General features: G+C 58.7%; 20 protein-coding genes. 12 read left to right on the forward strand and 8 right to left on the reverse strand.

Annotated features, from left to right (window positions below; all coding sequences use genetic code 11):
* Positions 1–9 precede the first annotated feature (9 nt).
* The 3 genes from ACOQOY_RS06925 to ACOQOY_RS06935 form a co-directional block, all read right to left on the reverse strand.
* Positions 10–1,689, reverse strand: a complete 1,680-nt coding sequence (locus tag ACOQOY_RS06925; RefSeq protein ID WP_420584730.1) for a peptidoglycan -binding protein — start codon at positions 1,687–1,689, stop codon at positions 10–12.
* Positions 1,690–1,692: 3 nt separating this feature from the next.
* A complete protein-coding gene (locus tag ACOQOY_RS06930; RefSeq protein ID WP_420584731.1) occupies positions 1,693–2,871 on the reverse strand; it encodes a biopolymer transporter ExbB in 1,179 nt (392 codons plus the stop codon).
* Between the two features lie 69 nt (positions 2,872–2,940).
* Positions 2,941–3,471, reverse strand: coding sequence for a gamma-glutamylcyclotransferase (locus ACOQOY_RS06935; RefSeq protein WP_420584732.1), 531 nt, complete (start codon positions 3,469–3,471; stop codon positions 2,941–2,943).
* A 67-nt stretch (positions 3,472–3,538) separates the two neighbouring features.
* Here ACOQOY_RS06935 and ACOQOY_RS06940 point away from each other — a divergent pair, with 67 nt between their 5' ends.
* Positions 3,539–4,540: a DUF2125 domain-containing protein gene (locus ACOQOY_RS06940; RefSeq protein WP_420584733.1), complete on the forward strand. Its 1,002-nt coding sequence runs from the start codon at positions 3,539–3,541 to the stop codon at positions 4,538–4,540.
* Here ACOQOY_RS06940 and ACOQOY_RS06945 read toward each other — a convergent pair.
* The 4 genes from ACOQOY_RS06945 to ACOQOY_RS06960 form a co-directional block, all read right to left on the reverse strand.
* Entirely contained in the window at positions 4,537–5,352 is an 816-nt protein-coding gene (locus ACOQOY_RS06945) for an extensin family protein (protein ID WP_420584734.1), read from the reverse strand. The two genes, ACOQOY_RS06940 and ACOQOY_RS06945, sit on opposite strands and share 4 nt — an antisense overlap.
* On the reverse strand, positions 5,349–6,269 hold the full coding sequence (locus tag ACOQOY_RS06950) for a prephenate/arogenate dehydrogenase family protein (RefSeq protein WP_420584735.1): 921 nt from the start codon (positions 6,267–6,269) through the stop codon (positions 5,349–5,351). The genes ACOQOY_RS06945 and ACOQOY_RS06950 overlap by 4 nt, the downstream gene beginning before the upstream one ends.
* A complete protein-coding gene (gene hisC, locus ACOQOY_RS06955; protein WP_420584736.1) occupies positions 6,266–7,351 on the reverse strand; it encodes a histidinol-phosphate transaminase in 1,086 nt (361 codons plus the stop codon). The genes ACOQOY_RS06950 and hisC overlap by 4 nt, the downstream gene beginning before the upstream one ends.
* A gap of 65 nt (positions 7,352–7,416) precedes the next feature.
* Positions 7,417–8,832, reverse strand: coding sequence for an aminotransferase class V-fold PLP-dependent enzyme (locus ACOQOY_RS06960; RefSeq protein ID WP_420584737.1), 1,416 nt, complete (start codon positions 8,830–8,832; stop codon positions 7,417–7,419).
* 102 nt (positions 8,833–8,934) lie between these two features.
* On the opposite strand from ACOQOY_RS06960, the gene ACOQOY_RS06965 reads away from it, so the two are divergent.
* On the forward strand, positions 8,935–9,396 hold the full coding sequence (locus tag ACOQOY_RS06965) for an Lrp/AsnC family transcriptional regulator (protein ID WP_420584738.1): 462 nt from the start codon (positions 8,935–8,937) through the stop codon (positions 9,394–9,396).
* 131 nt (positions 9,397–9,527) lie between these two features.
* Here ACOQOY_RS06965 and rpsD read toward each other — a convergent pair whose 3' ends face one another.
* Complete coding sequence (gene rpsD, locus ACOQOY_RS06970; RefSeq protein WP_170325974.1) at positions 9,528–10,148, reverse strand: 30S ribosomal protein S4; 621 nt, start codon at positions 10,146–10,148, stop codon at positions 9,528–9,530.
* 237 nt (positions 10,149–10,385) lie between these two features.
* On the opposite strand from rpsD, the gene ACOQOY_RS06975 reads away from it, so the two are divergent.
* From ACOQOY_RS06975 to ACOQOY_RS07020, 10 genes are all read left to right on the forward strand, one after another.
* Positions 10,386–10,784 (forward strand): hypothetical protein, encoded by a 399-nt coding sequence (locus tag ACOQOY_RS06975; RefSeq protein WP_420584739.1) that lies wholly within the window; start codon positions 10,386–10,388, stop codon positions 10,782–10,784.
* Positions 10,785–11,184: 400 nt separating this feature from the next.
* A complete protein-coding gene (locus tag ACOQOY_RS06980; protein ID WP_420584740.1) occupies positions 11,185–13,068 on the forward strand; it encodes an adenylate/guanylate cyclase domain-containing protein in 1,884 nt (627 codons plus the stop codon).
* A 397-nt stretch (positions 13,069–13,465) separates the two neighbouring features.
* Positions 13,466–14,050, forward strand: a complete 585-nt coding sequence (locus ACOQOY_RS06985; RefSeq protein ID WP_420584741.1) for an ANTAR domain-containing response regulator — start codon at positions 13,466–13,468, stop codon at positions 14,048–14,050.
* Positions 14,047–15,216 (forward strand): ABC transporter substrate-binding protein, encoded by a 1,170-nt coding sequence (locus tag ACOQOY_RS06990; protein WP_420584742.1) that lies wholly within the window; start codon positions 14,047–14,049, stop codon positions 15,214–15,216. Before ACOQOY_RS06985 ends, ACOQOY_RS06990 begins: the two co-directional genes overlap by 4 nt.
* 271 nt (positions 15,217–15,487) lie before the next feature.
* Positions 15,488–16,852 carry a CmpA/NrtA family ABC transporter substrate-binding protein gene (locus ACOQOY_RS06995; protein WP_420584743.1) on the forward strand — a complete coding sequence of 455 codons (1,365 nt, stop codon included), beginning with the start codon at positions 15,488–15,490 and terminating at the stop codon, positions 16,850–16,852.
* A 72-nt stretch (positions 16,853–16,924) separates the two neighbouring features.
* Entirely contained in the window at positions 16,925–18,007 is a 1,083-nt protein-coding gene (locus ACOQOY_RS07000) for an ABC transporter permease (RefSeq protein ID WP_420584744.1), read from the forward strand.
* A gap of 5 nt (positions 18,008–18,012) precedes the next feature.
* Positions 18,013–19,692, forward strand: coding sequence for an ABC transporter ATP-binding protein (locus tag ACOQOY_RS07005; RefSeq protein WP_420584745.1), 1,680 nt, complete (start codon positions 18,013–18,015; stop codon positions 19,690–19,692).
* Positions 19,693–19,696: 4 nt separating this feature from the next.
* Complete coding sequence (gene nirB / locus ACOQOY_RS07010) at positions 19,697–22,132, forward strand: nitrite reductase large subunit NirB (protein WP_420584746.1); 2,436 nt, start codon at positions 19,697–19,699, stop codon at positions 22,130–22,132.
* Positions 22,129–22,461: a nitrite reductase small subunit NirD gene (gene nirD / locus ACOQOY_RS07015; protein WP_420584747.1), complete on the forward strand. Its 333-nt coding sequence runs from the start codon at positions 22,129–22,131 to the stop codon at positions 22,459–22,461. The genes nirB and nirD overlap by 4 nt, the downstream gene beginning before the upstream one ends.
* Complete coding sequence (locus ACOQOY_RS07020; protein ID WP_420584748.1) at positions 22,461–25,106, forward strand: molybdopterin-dependent oxidoreductase; 2,646 nt, start codon at positions 22,461–22,463, stop codon at positions 25,104–25,106. Before nirD ends, ACOQOY_RS07020 begins: the two co-directional genes overlap by 1 nt.
* Positions 25,107–25,115: the final 9 nt, after the last annotated feature.

The following is a 25,115-nucleotide window of genomic DNA, read 5'->3' on the forward strand; positions in this document are numbered from 1 at the left end:
GACCAGCGTTTAGCGCTCGGTCAGTTTCAGTTCGATCCGACGGTTCTGAGCGCGGGCTTCGGGTGTATCGGCTGGGTTGACGGGTTGGAATTCTCCAAATCCGTTGGCCGCCAACCGGTTCGGCGGGATACCCAGCGCCTCGACCATATAGCGCACCACTGACAGCGCCCTGCCCTGGCTCAGCTCCCAATTGTCCCGATAACGTCCGGACCCGGCGAGCGGTACGTTGTCCGTGTGACCGTCCACCCGGATCACCCAGTTCAAACCTTCGGGGATTTCCGCTGCAACACTGCGCAGGATGTTCGCTACCTTTGCGACCTCCAGCTGACCGACCGGCGACAAAACGGCCGATCCGGTATCGAACAGAACCTCGGACGAGAACACGAACCGGTCACCTTCGATCCGAACACCTTCTTCATCGCCCAGTACGTCGCGCAAACGCCCAAAGAACTCTGACCGATAGCGTTGCAAATCCTCGGCCTGCGCGGTCAATTCCTCGTTCTGACCTGACAGTGCCTCGGCCTCAGCCTCAAGACGGGCGCGTTCGGCCTCTTCCAACAGACGACGGCGGCGTTCTTCCGACGCCGCACGGGCCAGCGCCGCGTTCAGGTCCTGACCCAGCGTCTGAATCCGTATGTCAGAGGCGGCATTGCGTTCCTCATAGTCATCCAGCAGCGCCTGTAGCCCGCCCAGTTGCTGGCGCAGCGCCGCCAACTGTTGGTTAAGCAACGCGGTTTCACGCTGTGCCTTTTCGGAAATCGCCTGCTCATCCGACAGCGTGTCGCGCGCCAGCGCCAACAAGGCCGCGCGTTCTTCGGCCAGCGAGCGTTGCTCAGACGCTTCGGCCTGGGCCTCGGTCTGACCAGCCAGAGCGGCCTCAAGCTGAGCTTTCAATTCCTCTGGGTTCAGATCGCCGAACCGACGTTCCAGTTCTGCTTGGGCAGCCTGCGCTGCGGCCAGCAGGGTCAGCGTGTCTTCGGCCTGTTTGCGCTGCGCCTCCAGCGCAAGCGTCATGGCAGTTAGTTCAGCATCCGCATTCTGCAACCTATTGCGCAGGTTCTCAGCGGCGGCGGCTTCGGCCAGTTTGGCGGCCTCTTCCGCGCTCAACTGCTCCTGCAATTCGGAAATCTGAGCGGTTTGCGCCGCGTCGCTGTCTTCCAGATCGGCGACCAATGCCTCCAGTGCTTCACGCTGAGCGGCGGCCAGACGGGCGGCTTCGGTCTGTGCGTCGATTTCGGCCCGGCTTTGTGCCAGTACCAGATTCAACGCGTCCTGTTCGCTCAGCAGTTCATCGCGCCGGGTTTCCAGATCAGCGATTGCACTACGCGACCGTTCCTGATCCAGCAAAAGCGCGGCAACCTGATCTTCGAAATTAGAAACTTGTATCTGCGACTGGACGAGTTCGGATTCCACCTGCGACAGGGTCGAGTTCAGCACGCCCAAACGCGCCTGCAACCGACTGTTTTCCCGTTCTTCCAACCCCAACGCCCCGGCCAATGCCGCGACCTCATCGGACAAGGCGGTAAGTTCGTCCTCTTGCCCGGAAATGGTTTCGCGCAGCACGAACTGCACCACCATAAAGATGGTCAGCACGAAGGTCAGCACCATCAGCAACCCGGTCATCGCATCCACGAAACCGGGCCAGACCGAACCCTGGAACCGCTGACCTGTGCGACGGGAAAGGGCCATACCTTACTCTCCTTCCGGAGCGGTGCGTACTGCGCCTCGGGGCAATGTCAGAGCTTTGACCAGCAATTCGATATCCTTACGCAGTTCGCTCATGCTTTCCTGACGACCGGCCGAGATTTCTTCGAGGATACGCAGCAACTGTACGTCCATCGACCGCAGGCGCATACGGCTTTCGGCGTCGATTCCTTCGCCCGCGCCATGTTCGCGCATATGTTCCAGCAGAGCGTCCTGCCCCAATGCGACACGTTCCAGCGCCCCTGTGACGGCATCATTGTCGGACTGGCGCTGGTTCATCTCACCGATGGAATCCGCCAACTGACCCAGACGCGACGACACCGCCGCACGGTCGGCTTCTTGCGCGGAAAACAAGTCTTGCAATGCGTTCATCTGCTCGGACATTGCATCCAAAACTGGCGTCAAAACCGCCAGTTCCGCGCCCCCCTCATCACTGGCGGCAAATCCAACACGAGTGATCGAGGACAGCCATTCCTCAAGCTCACGGTAAAACCGGTTTTGGCCGTGGCTTGCGAACAGCTCGAGCAGGCCAACAATCAGCGATCCAGCCAGACCCAACAGCGAGGACCCAAACGCCACACCCATACCTTGCAACTGTGCCTCAAGCCCCGTCATCAGGCGGTTGAAGACAGCCAGACCCTCTTCGCCTTCTTGCGGGTTGAGGCTGCGGATGGTGTCGACAATGGCCGGAACAGTGGTGGCCAGCCCGAAGAACGTGCCCAAAAGGCCCAGGTAAATCAGGACGTTGGTGATATAGCGCGTGATCTCGCGCTCTTCCTCGACCCGTTCGGCGACCGAATCCAAAATGGATCGGGTTGAGGTCGAACTGATCTGCGACCGCGCGCCCCTTTCACGCAGAAGCGACGCCAGCGGGGCCAGCAATTGCGGTGTGCGCGCGTCTTCTCGGACCACGCCACCGACAAATGCTTCGATCCAGCGAACCGAGCCGATCAGCTGTGTCACCTGATGGAAACAAGCAAATACGCCGATCACGAAAACCAACAGGATAAAGCCGTTCAGATAAGGGTTGGCGTAGAAAACCGGCAGAACATAGGGCAGTGCCATAAAGACCCCGAACCCCGCCAAACCAATCGCGACCAGCATCGTAACGATCTGACGAATGGGTTGCGAGAAATGCGGTCTCGCGCCCTGATGTGCCTGCGCCATGCGCGTGTTTCCCGGTTCTGTCCTGCTCTGCGCCGAATCTAGCGAATATCCGCCGGTGACGCCAAGGGTTTATGCGGTAATGTCACGCACTCGTTGCGCCAACCACTCAAGATCGGGATCACGCAGGTCGATATCGGCCAGATGTTCGGCTGTATTATAGAGGTACTCGGTGTTCGGCCCACGCCCGCCGACGGCATGCGCGATGATCTGGGCCTGTTCCTCCAACGGCATGCCGCCACAATACTGCACGTGATCTGCGTCGATCACATAGGTCACCGCGTTGATCACTTCGCCGCTGTCCAGATGCACGTCCAGCATCTTTTCGACATAGGCCGACGAAATAAGCTCACGCTCACGCAATTCGTGCAAGGTGCGGTCTTCGTGACCGGCCTCAACGGCCAGCGCCAGGCCTGTGCAGTGTGCCTCGATCTGCTCGTCCAGTGCCAAAACCAGACCGGGGTGATCCTCGGTCCCGCGGTGGTGGATAGAACTCATGCAAAACGACCGGGCATAGCCGTGCAGCGTGGCGCGTTCGCTGCGGGCCACCGGAAAGCCCGGATTCCACAGCAGCGATCCATATCCGAAAACCCACATCGTCATAGCACTGGTCCTTGCCCGTTTGGGCCTATAAACATCAAATCCGAGGTGGGAAAAAGGGCGAACTGCCATGCGCGGCCTAATACGAGTTGTCATTTTCATAGGTGTGATCTGGAGCGCTTATTGGTTCGTCGCCGGCTTCGGATTACGGAACGCGATCACTGCGTGGTTTGATGCACAACAGGATCGGGGTTGGCAGGCCGAATTTTCCGACGTCGAAACCGCCGGGTATCCGCTGCATCACATGACCCGCCTGAACAGCCCCGCGCTGGCCGATCCCGTCACTGGAACCGCCTGGAGCGCCGATTGGATCGAGTTCCAAAGCCCCGCGATCTGGCCCGGACGGCAGGTGTTGCGGTTTGCCGATACTCCGCAACGCCTGTCCTACTACGACCAGACGGCCACGATTGAGGCCACCGACTTGCAGGCGGAACTGCAACTACAGCCGGGCGTGGCGCTGGTATTGGAAAAGATGGCGCTGACAGCCGGACCATGGTCGGTCACCGATGAGGCCGGGGCTCTGGCTGGCGGCGACACCTTGGCGCTTGTGATGGAACAGACCTCCACACCCGAGGCTTATGCGATCAGCGCCCGCGCGGATGGCTTCACCCCCGGCGACGACCTGCGAGAGCTGATGCGCTCGGCCACAACTCTGCCGCAGGCGTTTGAGACACTGGAACTGGACATGACGGCGACGTTCGACAAGGCGTGGGACCGGTCGGCGCTGGAAGAAAGCCGTCCGCAGCCTGTAAAGATTGATCTGCGATTGGCCGAGATGAAATGGGGTGCGCTGCGCCTGTTCGCAGCCGGTAAACTGGACGTTGACCAGCAAGGCATCCCAACCGGCGAGATTGCGGTCAAGGCCGAGAACTGGCGCGACATGATCGCCATGGCCAACGCCGCAGGTGCCCTGCCCGATCAGGCGGTTGATCCCGTGACACGGGCGCTGAACTTCATGGCTGGCCTGGGCGGCAACCCCAACGCGCTGGATTTACAGCTGAATTTCCGCGACGGGTTTGTTGCGTTGGGGCCGCTGCCCCTTGGCCCTGCGCCGCGCTTGATCTTGCGCTAACGGCAGTAAGGTCCGCTGCGGTGCCGGGCGGTATCCAGATGGAAGTGGTCCCGGTGAAATCGGTCCGAGTTTGGCCCCAGCACCGTTCCGAACGGACCGCAGGCTCCGCGCCAGATCTTTTTTAATTGCCTTTGCGAGGGGTTCTTTCGCCAGCCACTCAGCACCGTCACAACCTCACCGTCGGCCATTTTAAAGCCCGAAATATCAATCGCTCGGCCCTTGCCATGTTCGGAAATCCGCGCGCCCTTCTGATTGTTCCGGGTTCGGCAAGCATAGTGTGCGGCGACCTGTAACTCGATAACCGGTCCGCGTCGCTTGAAGGTCGGCTTGACCGTCTTATCGACCCATTTGTTCAGCGCGATCGCGGTGCCGCAATCCATCGTCGACGGACGGCTGAGAGCCACTCCAGACACTGACGTGATCTGTACCGCGTCCTTGATCCCGCAAGCCTTGATCCGGCCGGGAACTCTGCCCACGGGCTTGCCCTGAATATCAATATCTCCGCAAACCGAGGTTTTGCGCAGCTTGCGCTTTTTGAACAGCACCTGAAGCTCAGCAGACTTCGGACGCAGATACGGCCTGAGCGGTGAATGCCCGCTCAGGGCGGACAAGTCAGAAGGGCGCACGGCGGCGGCTGACACCTGCGCCAACGCGGGGCGCAGCCGGGGACGGATCGGGTCGACAAAAGCCAAAACTGGCGCGGCAGAGGGCCGCGTCACCGGAACCAAAGATGTTTCAACTGGCGCTGCGTCAGACAATGTGGCACAGGCCGCAAGGCAGCCGACCAACAGAAACTGCCATCGGCGCATCATGAAGGCGCCTTACCGCGACCAAAGTCGGGCGCATCGGTATCCTGACCTGCATCAATGATCCCACGTCGGATCGCGCGCGTGCGGGTAAAATAGTCGTACAGATGTTCGCCGTCACCCGTGCGGATGGCCCTTTGCAGGGCAAACAGCTCTTCCGTGAACCGGCCCAGAATTTCCAGCGTTGCATCCTTGTTGGTCAAGAACACGTCGCGCCACATCGTCGGATCCGAGGCCGCAATCCGCGTGAAATCCCGGAAACCGGCGGCGGAATATTTGATGACCTCGCTATCGGTGACGCGCCGCAAATCGTCGGCCACACCGACCATCGTATAGGCGATCAGGTGCGGTGCATGGGATGTCACCGCCAAAACCAGATCGTGGTGATCCGCATCCATCTCATCGACATTTGCGCCCATGCCTTCCCACAACGCGCGCAGGTGGGCGATAGCGTCCGGGTCAGTCCCGTCGACCGGCACCAACAGGCACCAGCGGTTGTCATAAAGTTCCGCGAAGCCCGACTCGGGGCCGGAATGTTCTGTCCCGGCCAGCGGGTGCGCCGGGATGAAATGCACACCTTCTGGGATATGGGGCGAGACCGCCTGTATCACGTGGCGCTTGACCGAGCCTACATCCGTCACCGTTGCGCCCGGTTTCAACATCGGAGCAATATCTGCTGCCACCGCACCCATTGCGCCAACGGGGACACAAAGCACCACCAGATCGGCCCCCTCGACCGCCTCTTGCGCGGTGTCGCACACACGGTCACACAGACCAATCCGGCGGGCGGTTTCGCGAGTCGCCTCGGACCGGGCATAGCCTGTGACCTCGCCCGCAAGACCTGCGCGTTTGATGGCCCAATACATAGAGGACGCAATCAGGCCCAACCCGATCAGCGCGACGCGGTCGTAAACCTGGCTCATGCGGCACCTCCTTTAAACGCCGTAATCGCGGCGACTACTCGGCGACAGGCCTCTTCATCTCCCACCGTAATCCGCAGGGCATTCGGCAAGTTGTAACCCGCCACGCGGCGAACAATCAGCCCTTGGGTCTTAAGGTAATCGTCACAAGCCTCGGCCTCGGCCTGATCGGCAAATCGGGCAAGGATGAAGTTGGTACAGGACGCATCCGACGGGACATCGATCTTGGCCAACTCATCCGACAACCACACCCGAAGACGGGCGTTCTCGGCCTGACAGAAAGACAGGAATTCCACATCCTTCACCGCAGCCTCTGCCGCAGCCAAAGCGGTCAGAGACAGGTTGAAGGGCTGCCGCACCCGGTTCAGCACGTCGATGATCTGCTGCGAGGCATAGCCCCAGCCAACACGCATTCCGCCCAGACCGTAGACCTTGGAAAACGTCCGCGTCATGATCACATTGTCGAACCGATCCACCAGCGATGCGCCGCCGTCGAACCCGTCGACGAACTCGGCATAAGCGCCATCAATCACCATCAGGCAGGTCTGCGGCAGCGCTTCGGCCAGTCGCACCAGTTCCGCCTCGGGTATCATGGTCGAGGTCGGGTTGCCCGGATTGGTCACGAACACGATCCGGGTTTGACCAGTGACAGCGGCAAGGATGTTGTCCACATCCACATGCCGGTCGCGTTCTGCCACCATCACAGGCGTCGCACCGGCCATTCGCGCGATGATCGGATACATCGAAAAACCATGCTCGGTATAGATTACCTCATCCCCTGGCCCCGCATAGGCCTGAGCGATGAATTGCAGCACCTCATCACTACCAACGCCACAGATGATCCGCGCGGGGTCCAGCCCGTGGCGCGCACCAATCGCGGCCCGTAATGGGGCATGGTCGGTGCTGGGGTATCGATGCAGAGTCGCGGCACTTTCGCGAACCGCCTCAATCGCCTTGGGGCTGGGACCAAATGGGTTTTCGTTCGAACTCAGCTTGATCACATGCTCGACCCCGGCCACATGCGACTGGCCGCCCTGATAGAGCGCGATGTCCATAATGCCGGGTTGAGGGGTGATCTTGTTCATAAGAGGCTCCGTTGATTGGAGCCTCTCATACCTGTCTCAACGGGTTGAGAAAAGCGGCAATTCCGTCACGCCGCCTTGAAGCGGGCGGTCGCCGGGTCGGCGCTGTAAAACGGCGCGAACTCTTCGGTCCGGCGGGACAGGTCGTTGACGCTGTCGATGATGAACTGAACCGTCTCCTCACTCATCAGATAAGAAAAGTTCAGTCGCACCCAACCGGGTTTCTTCATCTCTTCTCCGGCGGACAGCGCGGCATGCAACTCATCTGACGTTTCGCGGTCAATCCCCAACAGACGATGCGCGTACGGCCCGGCACAGGCACACCCGCCCCGCGCCTGAATACCAAAGATGTCGCTCAGCATCCGGGTGAACAATTGCTGATGCACCGGCTGACCGGAATTGTCCCGCACAAGGAAAGAGTAGATCGGCAAACGGTGTGGGTTCTCTGTACCCAACAAGGTCAGGTTGGGATTGTCGCCCCACCCTTCTAACGCCATGCGGTTGTATTGCGCCTCGCGACGAGCAATCTCGTCGGTACCGACTACATCCTTGACGATGAATGCCAGCGCCGCGCGGATGTCACCGATCACGTTGGGCGTTCCGGCCTCTTCCCGCGTCGCCAGATCCTCGCTATAGTCGTGCCGCCACGGCGAGACGAAACTGACCGTACCACCGCCAGGCCAGCTGGGGCATGTGCGCTGCACCGCGTTCTGGTTGACGATCAGCACACCAGACGCACCCGGCCCACCCGGAAACTTGTGCGGAGACACAACGATCGCATCCTTACGCGCATCCTCTGGTCCCATATCCATCGGCAGATACGGCCCACCGCCTGCGTAATCCCAAACCGAAACCGCCCCATGCGCCTTGAGCATCCGTGTGATCGGGTCAGGGTCGGTGATGATCCCGGTCACGTTCGACGCCGCCGAGAAGGATCCAATGATCAGATCGGCCGCGGCATGGTCGATCAAGGCCCGCTCCAGCGCGGCCATGTCAACACCACCCTCAGCAGCTTCGGGGATTTCAATCACCCGCGCGCTGCTTTCCCGCCACGGCAGAATGTTCGAGTGATGCTCATACGGCCCGAGCAAAACAACCGGCCGGTCAGCCGCATCCACGCCCAACAAACTGACCAGCCGGTTCAGACCCGCAGTGGCGCCAGACCCGGTAAAGATCACCGCGTCCTCTCCCCTCGCACCAACGATGCGGGCAATCTCAGCGCGCGCTTCGCGGCGCAATCGCGTCATGTAAGAACCGCAATAGGAGGCCTCGGTGTGGCTGTTCGCATAGAAGGGCAGCACCTCATTGGCTACAAAATCCTCAACCTGCCTCAGCGCACGGCCCGAAGCGACGTAATCCGCGTAAACCAGCGGCACGTCCCCATGCAGACCCGGGATCAGAACATTCTCTCCGATCAGCCCGTCACGCAGACGTGAATTGCGAGTGGTGGTTTGGATGTCGGCGCGAAAATTGGACAGGGTCATGGTAAAGGCTCCGTATTGCCCATCCAATATGATTGAGATATAGCGTGAAAACTTCACCTTTATTTGCTGATTTTTCCCTAATTTTGTGTCATATGACTTCTTATGAGCGAAAAAATAGATCAGATTGACACGCGCATCCTGAAAGAACTTCAACAGGACGCCACCTTGTCGCAACGCGAACTGGCCGACCGGGTTGGCCTATCGCAGAACGCCTGCTGGCGGCGACTGAAGGCGCTGAACGACAACGGCGTGCTCCTTGGCTCCACGGCACGGATCGCGCGCGAAAAACTGGGGCTAAGCCTTGTGGTCTTTGTCATGCTGCGCACCCGGCACCACTCGGCCGAATGGTTACAAGCCTTTCGCAGCCATGTTTTGACCATCCCTGAAGTGGTGGATTTCCACCGGATCGGCGGCGATTATGACTATCAGCTAAAGGTGGTCACGCAGGACATGGCATCCTACGACAAGGTCTATCAGCGCCTGATCGAAAAGGTCGAGCTGGACAGCGTCACGTCTTACTTCGCCATGGAAGCAATTGCCGAAGGGCGCCCTCTCCCGCTCTGATCCGTTCTTCATCTGGCCAAAAATACCTCGGGGGAAGCGCGGCCTGCCGCGATTGGGGGCAGAGCCCCCACCCAACAAAAAAGACCGCACCAGAATGGTGCGGCCCTTTGAATTTCCAGCGTCGGCGAAGATTAGTTCTTCGCGTAGAATTCGACGACCAGGTTCGGTTCCATCATAACCGGGTACGGCACATCGCTGAGGCCCGGTGCGCGCACGAAGGTCGCGGTCATTTTCGAGTGGTCGGCGTCGATGTAGTCAGGAACATCACGCTCGGCCAGAGCAACAGCTTCCAGAACAACAGCCAGTTGCTTGGACTTGTCACGAACTTCGATCACGTCGCCTTCTTTGACACGGTAGCTGGGGATGTTGACCCGCTTGCCGTTCACTTTGACGTGGCCGTGGTTCACGAACTGACGTGCCGCAAACACGGTCGGAACGAACTTGGCGCGGTAGACAACGGCGTCCAGACGGCGCTCCAGCAGACCGATCAGGTTTTCACCGGTGTCGCCTTTGACACGCTCGGCTTCGGCGTAGATGCGGCGGAACTGCTTCTCGGTCAGGTCACCGTAGTAGCCTTTCAGCTTCTGCTTGGCGCGCAGCTGCAAACCGAAGTCCGACAGTTTGCCCTTGCGGCGCTGACCGTGCTGGCCGGGGCCGTATTCACGACGGTTGATCGGGGATTTCGGACGACCCCAGATGTTTTCGCCCATCCGGCGGTCGATTTTGTACTTGGCAGACGTGCGTTTGGTCACGGCTGATCTCCTTCGTTTAAGTCGAGGCCCCAAGGGCCACTATGAAGGGCGTTGTCCTCTTGAGGCCTCCCCCATGACAGGCATCCCCTTGCGGGGGCCACCAACACCAATGAAGCCGCGCTTATATCCGCGAAACTGGCAGAGTCAACACGGCTCACCACGTGATTAACAGAAATTACGCGCCAATGGCTCGATTGCAGATTAGTCTGCCCAGTTCCCGGCTGCCACTGCAGACAAATGATCCGGGTCATCCATGCTCAAAGCCGGTTTCGATCGAACCGGGAAGGCAATCACGGTCTCATCTGCCAAAACAGCATCATCGCTCTGCCGAACCATTTCGACAATCTCGCTGATCCAAAAGTCCTGATCCCGCTCCGGACACTCGCCTTCGAATACCAGCATGGGCGCAGATTCGCCCGAATGGGGAAACAACGTCGCGGTGAATTCCTGCGCGCCGTTCGTCAAAACAACCGCACCGCTGGCATCCTCGGATTGCTCGGTAAGGCGCATATGATGTCCAAGGGTCCGGGCAAGACACGTAACCGCTCCGCCCGCTTTTTCCTGAACCTGTTCGCCTATCTCAGCCAGAAAACGCTTTTGTCCACGCCAGGACCAGGCAGCGCCGATCACAAGTGACGACAGAGGAGCCCCCTCTAGTCCGTCAATTTCTGTCTGATTCCATAGTATAGCTACACGACCGCTTTGTCCGGCTCTCATTATACCGCTCGCACCCTTAAACCCATCACTGCTCACTGAGCCCGTCTTATCAATGTAAATTGAGGCGGAAAAGAGACGTTAATACAACATTAACAAAAATGTTGCCCAGAAGATTCAGGACCAACGCGCCAGCGCGCCCACTTCACGGAAACGTGACCATAGTTTGCTCCTGAAACGCCAGGCAATCGAGACCCAAGCCAACGCTTTCATCCCTTGCCGCAAAGGCCGCCTGCGTTGACGGTGCGAGACCTGCTGCCTCGAAACTGGATTGGGTTTGACTTTTTGGCTAACCTGCCACCCAAGCTAGGGAGGTTAGGCATTGGAACGGCGCCTCACGGCGATTGTTGCAGCAGACGTAGTGGGCTACAGCCGCCTCATTCGGGAAAATGAAGCAGGCACTCTGGCGTCCATTAAGGCACATCGCGAAGACCTGATTGAACCCATCGTCACTGCCCGAAGAGGGCGCATAGTCAAATTGATGGGCGATGGTCTTTTGATCGAATTTGCCAGTGCCGTCGAAGCGGTGCAATGCGCGATAGAGTTCCAACACTTCATCAGCCTGAAAAACAAAGACATCCCGGACAAAAACCAAATTCACTACCGAATTGGGATCAACGTCGGTGACATTGTTGTAGAGGGCGATGACATCTACGGGGACGGAGTAAACGTTGCTTCACGGTTAGAAGGCCTGGCCGTTCCCGATGGCATCTACATGACAGCCAGCGTATTTGATCAGGTTAAGGACAAGCTCGACCTTAATATCCAAGACCTTGGGCTGCACGAAGTTAAAAACATCTCAGAACCCATTCGTGTTTTCAGCCTGTTGTTGGATGACAAAGCATTAGCTCTCGTCACGGCTATTACCCGTCCCGTAACATCGGCGCGTCGCACTGGGTTGATCGCCACCGTTGTCGCTGTTGCAGTGTTAGTTGCAGGGGTGGTCCTGTGGCACACCTGGAACGCATCGGGCCAGTCATCCGATACGGCGGATACCACCGCCGTCCCGCTGATTGGTAAACCCTCGATAGCGGTTCTGGCGTTCGACAATTTGAACAGTGATCCGGCGAAAGACTATCTCAGCGACAGCTTCAGTGAAAACATCATCACTGCGCTCTCCCGATTCGTCGACTTCTTCGTAATCTCGCGCAATTCGACGTTTACCTACAAGGACCAGCCGGTAAAGGTACAGCAAGTGGCCGAGGAACTGGGGGTTCGCTACGTTGTCGAGGGCAGCATCCAAATAGCCGGGGAAAAGCTGCGCGTCACAGCCCAATTGATCGACGCAACAAACGGTAAACACCTTTGGGCAGAAAGCTACGACCGAAGCCTTAAGGACATTTTCGCTGTTCAGGACGAAGTTACGCGCACCATCGCCCTGACTCTCAATGAGAACATCGACCTGGCCGAGTATGACCGGCTAGAGCATCAACCCACTCACAATCTGAGCGCATACGAGCTTTTTAAACGCGCGCAGGAACAGTCGTTCAAATTCACGAAAGAAGGCAACATCCTTGCAATGAAGTTGAGCGAGAAAGCGATCAAGCTCGACCCAAATTTTGCAAACGCCTACATCGAACTCGCCTGGGCCCATAACTTTGGCTACCGGTGGGGATGGACAGAAATCACGCCACGTGAAGAGTCTTTAGATCTCGCATTTGAAATGGCCAGGAAAGCAATAGAACTGGAGCCATACAATTTCAAAGCCCACCAGGTTCTGGCAAGCATCACAGTGCAAACTGGCGATCTCGAGAAGGCAGCAACTATTTTCGAAAAGGCGATATCGTTAAACCCAAATTCGGCACAGGTACTGGCCGATTCCATTGACCCTCTGGTCTATAGCGGCAGGGCCGAAGAAGCCGTGGAACGGATGAAAGCTGCAATACGCCTCAATCCACATCATCCGGATTGGTATCTGTGGAATCTGGGCTGGGCCCAGTACTTTGCCGAGGACTACGAAGGAGCGCTCACTTCAATCGAGGGGATGAACGAGGTTCCGGATCGCCTCAGACGCACTCTTGCTCCGATTTTGCTGAGGTTAGGACGGGATGACGAGGCGCGCGCCGTCATCGGTGACTTCCTCGAGGACAATCTCGACTATGACATCCAAGAAGCCAAGGCCGCGCCGTTCACCGACAAAGAGTTCCATGACCGCTGGTTAAATGACTTGCGAGCATTAGGCGTTCCGGAAAATGCGCCTCCCTGATCGGGGGTATGCCGGGTTGTTTGAATTGGACATCCAAATCAAATGCCTTGTACATCTACATCAAATTCGCAGACCCGTTACCTTTCACAAATTAGCAGCCACCATGAATTCTCGGCGCTGGCCTCACTAAACTGCGCGGTCAGCTGGATGTGTTATGCTGCTCAGCCGATGAGATTGATGGTGGGCCTCCGGGACCAAAGGGCTGGTCTATGCAAAACCAAAAGAAACGAACCAAGGGGCCACTGAAGGAAACGCTTTTGGCGATATGCAAAAAAACTGTGCAGGCACTCCACCATCCGCAAAATTTAGCTGATAAATTGTGCTACCCGGCAGCCTGACGCAGAGTTTCCTAACCCCGGAGTTGTGATCAATGAAGCTTGGGATCAGTTGAGTTCCCATGAAACAACATCTGACTGTCGTTGTGGTCGAGCAGAACCAGGAACGCGCATTCGAGATTGTAGACGCACTGAAAGAGTCCGGAGATATAGACGTCATTGCGATTGGCAGTGTTTCCGGGCTGGCACGTCAGATCGCGACGCATAGCCCAGACATTGTGCTCATCGATATCGACAATCCCTCGCGCGATATGCTGGAGGAGTTGACCGTCGCATCGGGTCCGTTGGAGCGACCGGTTGCAATGTTCGTGTCGGGCGCCGCTGGAGGACTGGCCAAAGCAGCCGTTGAGGCTGGCATGTCTGCCTATGTTGTCGACGGCCTTCAGGCCGATCGGATCAAGCCCGTCATGGACATCGCAATCACGCGGTTTCAGATGCTGCGTCAGATGCGCGTTGAATTGGAAGAAACGCGTCGCGCGCTGGAAGAACGCAAGCTGATCGACCGAGCCAAAGGTCTGATCATGAGGGCCAAGAACCTTCAAGAAGATGAAGCCTATGCCCTGCTGCGAAAAACCGCGATGAACCAGAACCGGCGCGTGGCTGATGTGGCCGAGGCTCTTGTGACCGCGTCGGGGTTGCTGTCATGAGAACAGTTGCCCTGCCCGTCGCCTATATGCCGCTGGTTGACGCTGCCCCTTTAATCGTCGCGCATGAGATGGGATTCGATAGCGCCGAAGGCATCTCGCTTGACCTGCGGCCCGCTCCGTCGTGGTCATCATTGCGGGATATGCTCGCCTTTGGCCATGTCGATGCTGCGCATTTGCTTTCTCCGGTCCCTGTGGCAATGGCGTTGGGATTGGGCGGTATCGCGACGCCTCTGTCTGCCGTCTCTGTCCTGTCCCTGAATGGCAACGTCATCGGTATCGGGACCAAACTGGCACAGCGGTTGGAGGATTTGGGATATGCGTTCGACTTTTCGGATGCCCAGGCCGCCGGGGCCGCATTAGCGCAGGCTGCTGGTGAGGTTCTTGTTTTCGGCGTTCCGTTTCCATTTTCGATGCACGTTGAATTGCTGCGCTATTGGGTTGCGAGAACGAAGCTTGCATCGAAACAAGTTGAAATCCGCACCGTCCCGCCACCCTTGATGGCACAGGCTCTGGCCAGCGGAGAGATTGATGCATTCTGCGTAGGTGAACCATGGGGATCATTCTCGGTCGACGACAATGTCGGTAGCTTGCTGCTGCCCGGTCGGGCGATATGGACCTGCGCACCAGAAAAAGTATTGGCCGTCAGGACCGATTGGGCCGAAACCGAGCCCCACCTGCTGGGAAGTCTGATGCGGGCGGTTTGGCGTGCAGGGCGGTGGCTGTCCAACCCAGACAGCCGAACAACCGCGTCAGAGATGCTGTCGCGCAAAACGTATCTCAATGTCCCACCCGAGTTGATCGACCGCGCCCTGATGGGCGAGTTCACGATCTCTGCCCGCGGAGAGCAGCGCCATATGAACGGGTTTGTCGATTTCTTTGACGGTGCCGCGACCTTCCCCTGGCGCAGTCAGGCGAAATGGATCGCACATCAACTCGCGCTGCGAAATGGTTTGGACACTGGTGCAGCAGAGCGTCAAGCGGCGAATGTTTTCCGCAGCGACCTTTATCGCCGGGAACTACAAGGATTAGACGCTGAGACGCCCGGCGCATCCGAAAAGCTTGAGGGGGCGTTGACCGAACCAATGGCAGTTGCCTCAACGACGGGCAGCTTGATTCTGCCGCAAAACATGTTCTTTGACCGGCGCATTTTCGAGCCGACCGGATGAGTCTGCACATTTTTTTTGCACTGCAGCATTGAGTCGTGCTGCAATGCAGAAAATTTGAGGTCTAAACGCTAAAAATTGATGACGGGCCAGTGTTTGACTGGCTTAATCAAGTCATCGGCAGGCAACGAAGCCCACCGAAAGAATTCGCCCAAGTGTTTGGGCACCTCACAAGAGCAAAGCCGCTCGACCACCCGCCAACTCCTCCCGGCGGTGTGTGTCGGCGGCTTTTTTTGTTTGCCCAAGGGGTTGGGCTGAACCGAAAGGGATCGAGATGAAAAAGCTTCTTTTAGGCCTCGCTGCGACAACGGCGTTTGTGTCTCCTGCACTAGCCGAACTGGAACTGGAAAAAGACGAGCTGACCTTTGGCTTTATCAAACTGACCGACATGGCCCCGTTGGCTGTCGCTTATGAGAATGGGTACTTTCTGGACGAAGGCCTGTTCGTGACGCTGGAAGCGCAAGCCAACTGGAAAGTGCTGCTGGACGGCGTGATCGACGGGCAGTTGGACGGCGCACATATGCTGGCCGGTCAGCCGCTTGCGGCAACCATCGGCTACGGGACCGAAGCCCACATCATCACGCCATTTTCCATGGATCTGAACGGCAACGGCATCACCGTTTCCAACGAGGTATGGGAGGAGATGAAGCCGAACATCCCCAAGATGGAGGATGGCCGTCCGCAGCACCCGGTCAGCGCGGAGGCGCTTGCTCCGGTGGTCGAGAAATACAAGTCCGAAGGCAAGCCCTTCAACATGGGCATGGTCTTCCCGGTTTCGACCCATAATTACGAACTGCGCTACTGGCTGGCAGCCGGTGGGCTGCATCCCGGATACTACAGCCCGGACAATGTGACCGGTCAGATTGGGGCGGACGTGTTCCTGTCCGTGACCCCTCCTCCGCAGATGCCCGCGACGCTCGAGGCCGGTACGATTTATGGCTATTGCGTGGGTGAGCCGTGGAACCAGCAGGCCGTGTTCAAGGGCATCGGCGTTCCGGTCATCACCGATTATGAGCTGTGGAAGAACAACCCCGAAAAGGTCTTTGGCCTGAATGCCGAGTTCGCTGAACAATACCCCAACACCACTTTGGCTGTGACCAAAGCGCTGATCCGCGCTGCGATCTGGCTGGATGAAAATGACAATGCCAACCGCCCCGAGGCTGTCGAAATCCTCAGCCGCGCCGAATATGTGGGCGCGGATTATGACGTGATCGCCAACTCGATGACCGGCACCTTCGAATACGAGAAGGGCGACAAGCGCGAAGTCCCAGATTTCAATGTATTCTTCCGCTATAACGCGACCTACCCGTTCTATTCGGACGCTGTCTGGTACCTGACCCAGATGCGCCGCTGGGGGCAGATTGCCGAAGCCAAGCCCGACAGCTGGTATGACGAGGTCGCCAAGTCCGTCTACAAGCCCGAGATCTATCTTGAAGCAGCGCGCCTGCTGGTCGACGAAGGTTTGGCGAATGAGGCCGACTTCCCTTGGGAAAGCGATGGTTACAAAGCGCCGACCCCGGCCGAGGATATCATCGACGGCATCGCCTATGACGGCCGCACTCCCAACGCCTATCTCGAAAGCCTGTCCATCGGTCTGAAGGGCGATCAGAAGATCGTCGGCTCGGACGTGCAAGGCTAATCCCGAAACGCCGCGCCCGGCATCGGTCGGGCGCGGGCCTCAACGTGCCCCGCCATTGCAAGGACGCATCAGATGACAACGGTCGATCCCGAATTTAATGCAGACGCCGCCCGAGAGGCGCGACGCGCCCGCCTGTTCACCCGTATCAACGCTGCCGACAAATGGTTCCAGGTTCTGGGCCTCAGGTGGGCCACCCCGGTCCTAAAAGCCGCCGCTGGGGACAATCCCCGCGCCCAGATGACTGAGATCTGGCGGCTACTGGTCGTCCCTCTGCTGTCGATCTGCGCCTTCCTGTTGCTGTGGGCGACACTGGCCCCGAAAGTGCAAACCTCTCTGGGTGCAGTCCCCGGACCGGCTCAGGTCTGGGAAGAAATGATCAACCTCAACGAAGACGCGCAGGCCAAAGCCGCCAAACGCGCCAAGTTCGAGGCAATGGTCGAGAAACGAAACCAAAAGCTGATCGACGCGGGCCGCGCGGATGAGGTCAAGCAAGTCGCCTACACCGGTGCTCCGTCCTACTACCAGCAAATCTGGACCTCGATCAAAACCGTGTTCTTCGGGTTCCTGATTGCGACCGTTGTGGCCGTGCCTTTGGGGATCGCTGCGGGATTGTCTCCGACCGCTAATGCCGCGTTGAACCCGCTGATCCAGATATTCAAACCGGTCTCACCGCTGGCATGGTTGCCCATCGTCACCATGATCGTTTCGGCGGTTTATGTGACCAATGACGGCTGGTTCGCCAAGTCCTTCCTGATCTCGGCCATCACCGTGACGCTCTGTTCGCTGTGGCCCACGCTGATCAACACATCATTGGGCGTGGCGTCCATCGACAAGGACTTGGTGAACGTCTCTAAAGTTTTGAAAATGAACACTTATACCAAGATCACCAAGCTGGTGCTGCCCTCGGCCCTGCCGCTGATCTTCACCGGCTTACGTCTGTCGCTGGGCGTCGGCTGGATGGTTCTGATCGCGGCGGAAATGCTGGCGCAGAACCCCGGTCTGGGCAAATTCGTCTGGGATGAGTTTCAGAACGGTTCATCCAGTTCGCTCGCCAAGATAATGGTTGCGGTCTTCACCATCGGCATCATCGGCTTCCTGCTGGACCGGGTGATGTACGCGCTGCAATCCCTCTTTACCTTCACGAACAACCGGTGAGCGCAATGAGCATTCTAAGCTTCAAGAACGCCTCGAAATCCTTTGGCGAGGGCACCGCGCGCACGGATGTGCTGAAAGGCATCGATCTGGACGTGCAAGAGGGTGAGTTTCTGGTGATCCTCGGTTTCTCGGGCACCGGCAAGACCACCCTGATCAACCTGATGGCGGGGCTTGATAGCCCGACCAGCGGAGAGGTCACATTCAAAGGCGCCCCGATCAAAGGCCCCGGCCCCGAGCGTGGCGTGATCTTCCAGAACTATTCGCTGATGCCGTGGCTGACGGTTAGCGGCAATGTGGGGCTGGCGGTTGATACGGTCTTCCCAAGCCTCAGCAAAGCCGAGAAGGCCGAGAAGGTCGCGCATTACGTCAAGATGGTTGGCCTCAGCCACGCCGCAACGCGCCGCCCGGCAGAACTGTCCGGCGGGATGCGACAGCGGGTCAATGTGGCGCGCGCTTTGTCAATGAACCCCGAGGTTCTGCTGCTGGATGAGCCTTTATCGGCGCTTGACGCGCTCACCCGCGCCAATCTGGCGGACGAGATCGAGCATATCTGGGAAGCTGACAAGAAAACCTGCGTTCTGATCACGAATGATGTGGACGAGGCGATCATTCTGGCCGACCGGATCATTGCCCTGAACCCAGATGGCACGCTGGGGCATGAGTTCAGGGTGTCGATCCCGCGCCCGCGCGAACGCGGGGCGATGAACAACGATGAGACGTTCAAGCGCCTGCGTGCCGACGTCACCAAATACCTGATGGATGTGGGAATCGAGGCCAAGGTTGAAGGCTCTCGCATCCTGCCCGACATCACACCAATCCATGGCGTACCCACGGCGGTGGCCGAGGCGCAGAAGGGGATGATTCAGGACCGTTTCCTCGACTTCTCGCAACTGCACAAGGTTTATCCTACGCCCAAGGGTCCGCTGACCGTCGTCGAGGACTTCGACTTGAAGATCGACAAAGGCGAGTTCATCTCGCTGATCGGTCATTCTGGCTGCGGCAAGTCCACGGTTTTGACAATGGCCGCCGGGCTGAACGAAATCTCGAAAGGCGCGATCAAGCTGGATGGTCGCCATGTCGAGGGGGCCGATCCTGAGCGCGCCGTTGTGTTCCAGTCACCCAACCTGTTCCCGTGGCTCAGCGCCAAAGAGAATGTCGCGATTGGTGTCGACAAGGTCTATCCCAAGGCGAGCATCTCCGAGCGTCAGGATGTCGTTGAATACTATCTGGAACGCGTTGGTCTGGCCGATGCGATGGACAAATCTGCAAGCGATTTGTCGAACGGTATGAAGCAACGCGTCGGCATCGCACGCGCGTTTGCTCTGTCTCCCAAGCTTCTGCTGCTGGATGAACCGTTTGGAATGCTCGACAGCCTGACGCGTTGGGAATTGCAGGAAGTCCTGATGGAGGTCTGGTCCCGCACCAAGGTCACCGCGATCTGCGTAACCCACGACGTGGATGAGGCAATCCTGCTGGCCGACCGCGTGGTGATGATGACCAACGGCCCGCAGGCGACGATCGGTAAGATCACCAAAGTCGACCTGCCTCGGCCCCGGACCCGTAAAGCGTTGTTGGAGCACCCGGATTACTACGCCTACCGGCAAGAAGTCCTGGATTTCCTCGAAGAATACGAACACGGCGCCAAGCCCAAAACGCCCGCCCCCAAGGCGATAGCAGCGGAGTGAAATCATGAAGCAAAGACTTGTTGTCATAGGCGCAGGCATGGCCTCTGGTCGGGTGCTGGAACACTTGACCGACGCCGCGCCGGATGCGTTCGACATCACCCTGTTCAACGCCGAGCCGCGCGGAAACTACAACCGCATCATGCTAAGCCCGGTGCTGTCGGGTGAGAAGACCTATGAAGAGATCGTCACCCATGACGACACCTGGTATACCGAACGTGGCATCGACTGCCGCTTTGGCGAAAAGGTCGCAAAAATCGACCGCGAGATGAAGGTGGTCGAGGGTGAGAACGGCCACGTTCCATACGACAAGCTGGTGATCGCCACCGGGTCTAACCCGTTTATCATCCCCTTGCCCGGTCATGATCTGGACGGCGTCATCGCCTATCGCGATTTGGAAGATACCCAGCGGATGATGGGCATGAGCCCGGACAACAAAGTGGTCGTGATCGGCGGCGGCTTGCTGGGGCTTGAGGCCGCTGCGGGCATGGCCGCGCATGGCGTTGACGTTACCGTAGTGCATATCATGGGCCACTTGATGGAGCGTCAACTGGACGAAGCAGCCGGGTATCTGCTGAAGAAATCGCTGGAAGACAAAGGCATCAAGATTTGCTTGCAGGCGAACTCCAAAGAAATCCTTGGGGAAGGCGGCAAGGTTCGTGCTCTCTTGCTGGATGACGGCACCGAACTGCCCTGTGATCTGCTGGTCATGGCCGTGGGTATCCGCCCGAACACGGCACTGGCGCAAGAGGCCGGTCTGGCGAACGGGCGCGGTATCCATGTGGATGACCAGATGTTGACTTCGGACGCGGATGTCTACGCGGTAGGTGAGTGCGTCGAACATGATGGAGAGGTTTTTGGCCTCGTCGCCCCACTGTATGACCAAGCGACAGTCGCAGCGCAGTCGTTGTTGGCGGAAGACGCTGCATTCGCGCAGAAAACCCTTTCTACTAAGTTGAAAGTCACTGGCTGCGACCTGTTCAGCGCAGGAGATTTCGCCGACGGGCCGGGGCGCGAGGATATCGTATTCCGCGACCCCTCGCGCGGGGTCTACAAGAGGCTCGTCATCGAAGAGGATCGGCTGGTCGGCGCGGTCATGTATGGCGACACTACCGATGGCAGCTGGTTCTTTGGTCTGATCAAGGACGGTACCAGCATCGAAGACATGCGTGAGACGCTGATCTTCGGCCCGGCCTATCAGGGGGGCGACACTGCGGACCCTCTCTCAGCCGTTGCAGCATTGCCGCCTGAGGCGGAGATTTGCGGCTGCAACGGCGTATGCAAGGGCGAGATTGTCGAGGCGATCAACTCAGGTGCCAGCGATCTGGGCGCGGTGCGCGCCGGCACCAAGGCCAGCGCGTCCTGTGGAACCTGCACGGGGCTGGTCGAGCAGGTCTTGCAAGTCACTCTGGGCGACGACTTCCAGATGCCAGCGGCGCAACCGATCTGCGGTTGCACCGACTTGACGCATGAGGATGTGCGTCGTCTGATCAAGGGTCAGGAATTGAAAAGTCAGGCCGCAGTCTGGCAAGAGCTGGGATGGACAACGCCCAACGGCTGCCATGTCTGCCGTCCTGCGATCAACTACTATCTGCTGGCGGATTGGCCGCTGGAGTATCAGGACGACCCGCAAAGCCGGTTCGTAAACGAGCGCAAGCACGCCAACATCCAGAAGGACGGCACGTTCAGCGTCGTGCCGCGCATGTGGGGCGGGATCACCACGCCCGAAGAACTGCGCGCCATCGCGGACGCCGCCGACAAGTACGACGTGCCAACCGTCAAAGTCACCGGCGGCCAGCGCATCGACCTGTTGGGCGTGAAGGGCGAGGACCTGCCTGCGATCTGGTCGGATCTGAACAAGGCGGGTCTGGTCTCGGGCCACGCCTATTCCAAGGGCCTGCGGACGGTCAAAACCTGTGTTGGCACCGATCATTGCCGGTTCGGCACGCAAGACAGCACCGGCCTTGGCATCAAGCTTGAAAAAATTCTGTGGGGATCATGGACGCCGCATAAGCTAAAGCTCGCCGTGTCGGGCTGCCCTCGCAACTGTGCCGAGGCGACCTGCAAGGATATCGGTGTGGTCTGCGTAGATTCCGGCTACCAGATCAGCATCGGCGGGGCCGCAGGCATGGACGTCAAAGAGACCGAATTGCTCTGTCAGGTTTCCACCGAAGACGAAGCGGTTGAGGTGGTGATGGCCGTCACCCAAGCCTATCGCGAAGGCGGCAAGTATCTGGATCGCCTGTATAAATGGTTGGGCAAGGTCGGCATGGACTGGGTCAAAGCGCAAATCGTCGAGGACCTTGAAAACCGCGCCGCTTTGGTCGCCCGGTTCGAGCTATCGCAGAGCATCTACCGCAAAGACCCCTGGGCCGAACACGTCAAAGAAAAAGCGCAGTCCTACGCGCCGATTGCAGATTTCACACTGGAGGCCGCGGAATGAGCTGGATCGACATCGGACATATCGACGAAGTGCCCTTGCGCGGGGCGCGGTTGGTGAAAACCCATATCGGCTGCATCGCCGTCTTTCGCACTGCCGAGGCGGAAGTCTACGCCGCGACCAATAGCTGCCCACATAAAGGCGGCCCATTGTCCGAGGGCATCGTCCACGGCCAGTCGGTCACCTGCCCTCTGCACAATTGGGTCTTTGACTTGAACACGGGCGAAGCTCAGGGCTCGGATGATGGCCGCATCACCACCTATCCCGTGCGCCTTGAAGACGGTCGTATCCTGCTGGACGACAGCGCCGTGGCGCGACGGAGCGCTGCCTGATGGACGGAACCGGCTTGCCCGAGGTTCGCTCGACTTGCGCTTATTGCGGCGTCGGTTGCGGTGTTCTGCTGCGCCCGGACGGGGCCGGCGGGCTAGCGGTGCGAGGAGACCCGGATCACCCAGCGAACCACGGGCGTTTGTGCTCGAAGGGGCTGGCCTTGGGCGAAACTGTGGGGCTGGAGCATCGGCTGCTGGCCCCGCGTGCCTTTGGCCAAGACACCAGTTGGGACCACGCGCTGCAACTGGTCGCCGACCGGTTTACCGCCGCGATCAAAACCCACGGGCCGGACAGCGTGGCCTTCTATGTCTCGGGCCAGTTGCTGACCGAGGACTATTACGTCGCCAACAAGCTGATGAAGGGCTTTATTGGCTCGGCCAATATCGACACCAATTCGCGGCTCTGCATGGCCTCGACCGTGGCAGGACATAAACGCGCGTTTGGCACGGATACGGTTCCCGGAACCTATGAAGACCTCGATCACGCCGATCTTGTGGTGCTTGTCGGATCGAACCTGGCATGGTGCCATCCGGTTCTCTACCAACGTGTGCTCGCCGCGCGGCAGGCGCGCGGAACAAAGATCGTTGTCATTGACCCACGCCGCACGGCCAGCTGCGATCAGGCAGACTTGCATCTGGCGCTGAAGCCGGGCAGCGATGTGGCCCTGTTCAACCGCCTGCTGACTAGAATTCACGAAGGCGGGCATATTGACCCGACATTTCTGAACCGCACCAACGGGTTCCAAGAGGCGCTGGTTGCAGCGCAACAGAATGATCCCAAGGCGACAGGCCTGACCACCGACGAAATCGAGCGTTTCTGCGATCTGTGGACCGGGACCGAGCGCGTTGTGACCATCTTCAGTCAGGGTGTGAACCAGTCTTCAAGCGGGACGGACAAGGTGAACGCGATCCTGAATTGCCATCTGGCCACGGGCCGGATCGGACGCGAAGGTATGGGTCCGTTCTCGGTGACCGGTCAACCCAATGCCATGGGTGGGCGCGAAGTTGGCGGCCTTGCCAATATGCTGGCCTGCCATTTGGATATCGAAAACGAAGATCATCGCAACGCCGTGCAGAACTTCTGGAACGCTCCGTTTATTCCCCATTCGCAGGGGCTGAAAGCGGTCGACCTGTTTCAGGCCATCGAGGATGGGAAGATCAAAGCACTGTGGGTCATCCACACCAACCCGGCGGCCACCATGCCAGACGCTGACCGCGTGCGGGCGGCTATGAAAAATTGCCCTTTCACCGTAGTGAGCGATCTGACGGACCGCACCGACACTGCGCGTCTGGCAGATGTTTTGCTGCCCGCAGCTGGCTGGGCTGAAAAAAATGGAACTGTCACCAACTCGGACCGCACACTCAGCAGGCAGCGCGCAGTACTGACACCGCCGGGGCTGGCCCGAGCAGATTGGGATATCCTCGCCGATGTGGGACGTCGTATGGGCTGGACCGAGGCGTTCAGCTACGACTCTCCGGCGCAGATCTTTCGTGAATACGCCGCGATGTCCTCGCTTGCGAAATCCTTTGGCAAAGACTTCGACATCTCGGGGTTCTCGGACATTACCGAGGATGAGTACGCGGAACTGGCCCCAACACGGTGGCCGGTGATTTCGGATGCTTCGGGTGAACGGTTCTTTTCCGACGGGTCGTTCTTTCACCCTGACGGCAAAGCACGTTTCGTTCCGGTAAATCACCGACCACCCTTAGCCAAAACATCGGCGCAATATCCGTTTCTTTTGAACACAGGGCGAAACCGCGACCAGTGGCATACGATGACGCGATCCGGTTTGTCGCCGCGCCTGTCCGCCCATCTGGCCGAACCCTTCGTGGACATGAACCCCAATGACGCCGCTCGCCTGAACCTCAACCCCGCTGATCTGGTCGAGATAACCAGCTCTGTCGGACGAGGGATTTTTCGCCTTCGCATAACCGACATGGTTGCGCCCGGTCAGGTATTTGCGCCGATTCACTGGACGGGCGAAACAGCTCCGTCCGCCCGCGTAGATGCCCTGATCCCGAGTGTCACTGATCCGATCTCAGGACAGCCGGAAAGCAAGGCAACGGCAGTATCTATTCGCCGTATGAAGGCGGCGTGGTACGGCTTCGCGGTTTCGTGCAAAGCGGCTGCGCCAAAGGCCGAATACTGGGCCACAGCCAGGACGGATAAAGGATACCGGACCGAACTGGCAGGCTATCAGTCCGTTGAAAACTGGGAAGCGACAGCGCGAGACTGGTTTGGACTGCCCAATGCACCGGCCACTACAGCCGAAGACCCAAAGCGCGGCGGCTTCAGAATTGCGTTTTCTGACGGCCAGCATCTTTTGGCCGCCTTGTATGTCTCTCCCGAGCCGGTGACATTGATGCGGGACTATGTTGCAACACTCCCCGACGTCGCGCCACAGCAGGTTCTGTCCGGTCGTTCATCTGCTGCTGCAGAAGATTGCGGACCGATCGTCTGTTCCTGTTTCGGAGTCGGGCTGAGAACGATCATCCGCGCGATTCACGACAAACGTTTGATCAGTGTGGACGATATCGGGAATGCACTTCAGGCTGGAACGAATTGCGGCTCATGCCGGCCAGAGTTAGCTGATCTAGTTCATGCGCATTCGAAACTTTTTCACCAGGATTCGGAAAGCGTGTCTTAACGTTACTAT

Origin of the sequence: Ruegeria sp., from assembly GCF_965221235.1 — a bacterium.
In the GTDB taxonomy this organism is placed as follows: Bacteria; Pseudomonadota; Alphaproteobacteria; order Rhodobacterales; family Rhodobacteraceae; genus Ruegeria.

Excerpts from the sequence above, each read along its gene's own strand:
- ACOQOY_RS06950 (WP_420584735.1), bottom strand. The coding sequence starts at position 6,269 with ATGAGCCAGGTTTACGACCGCGTCGCGCTGATCGGGTTGGGCCTGATT.
- ACOQOY_RS07005 (WP_420584745.1), top strand. The coding sequence starts at position 18,013 with ATGAGCATTCTAAGCTTCAAGAACGCCTCGAAATCCTTTGGCGAGGGC.
- ACOQOY_RS06965 (WP_420584738.1), top strand. The coding sequence starts at position 8,935 with ATGAGCGAAAAAATAGATCAGATTGACACGCGCATCCTGAAAGAACTT.
- ACOQOY_RS06925 (WP_420584730.1), bottom strand. The coding sequence starts at position 1,689 with ATGGCCCTTTCCCGTCGCACAGGTCAGCGGTTCCAGGGTTCGGTCTGG.
- ACOQOY_RS06930 (WP_420584731.1), bottom strand. The coding sequence starts at position 2,871 with ATGGCGCAGGCACATCAGGGCGCGAGACCGCATTTCTCGCAACCCATT.
- ACOQOY_RS06990 (WP_420584742.1), top strand. The coding sequence starts at position 14,047 with ATGAGAACAGTTGCCCTGCCCGTCGCCTATATGCCGCTGGTTGACGCT.
- hisC (WP_420584736.1), bottom strand. The coding sequence starts at position 7,351 with ATGAACAAGATCACCCCTCAACCCGGCATTATGGACATCGCGCTCTAT.
- ACOQOY_RS06940 (WP_420584733.1), top strand. The coding sequence starts at position 3,539 with ATGCGCGGCCTAATACGAGTTGTCATTTTCATAGGTGTGATCTGGAGC.
- ACOQOY_RS06960 (WP_420584737.1), bottom strand. The coding sequence starts at position 8,832 with ATGACCCTGTCCAATTTTCGCGCCGACATCCAAACCACCACTCGCAAT.
- ACOQOY_RS06995 (WP_420584743.1), top strand. The coding sequence starts at position 15,488 with ATGAAAAAGCTTCTTTTAGGCCTCGCTGCGACAACGGCGTTTGTGTCT.
- ACOQOY_RS07000 (WP_420584744.1), top strand. The coding sequence starts at position 16,925 with ATGACAACGGTCGATCCCGAATTTAATGCAGACGCCGCCCGAGAGGCG.
- ACOQOY_RS06975 (WP_420584739.1), top strand. The coding sequence starts at position 10,386 with ATGATCCGGGTCATCCATGCTCAAAGCCGGTTTCGATCGAACCGGGAA.
- nirB (WP_420584746.1), top strand. The coding sequence starts at position 19,697 with ATGAAGCAAAGACTTGTTGTCATAGGCGCAGGCATGGCCTCTGGTCGG.
- ACOQOY_RS06935 (WP_420584732.1), bottom strand. The coding sequence starts at position 3,471 with ATGACGATGTGGGTTTTCGGATATGGATCGCTGCTGTGGAATCCGGGC.
- nirD (WP_420584747.1), top strand. The coding sequence starts at position 22,129 with ATGAGCTGGATCGACATCGGACATATCGACGAAGTGCCCTTGCGCGGG.
- ACOQOY_RS06985 (WP_420584741.1), top strand. The coding sequence starts at position 13,466 with ATGAAACAACATCTGACTGTCGTTGTGGTCGAGCAGAACCAGGAACGC.
- ACOQOY_RS07020 (WP_420584748.1), top strand. The coding sequence starts at position 22,461 with ATGGACGGAACCGGCTTGCCCGAGGTTCGCTCGACTTGCGCTTATTGC.
- ACOQOY_RS06945 (WP_420584734.1), bottom strand. The coding sequence starts at position 5,352 with ATGATGCGCCGATGGCAGTTTCTGTTGGTCGGCTGCCTTGCGGCCTGT.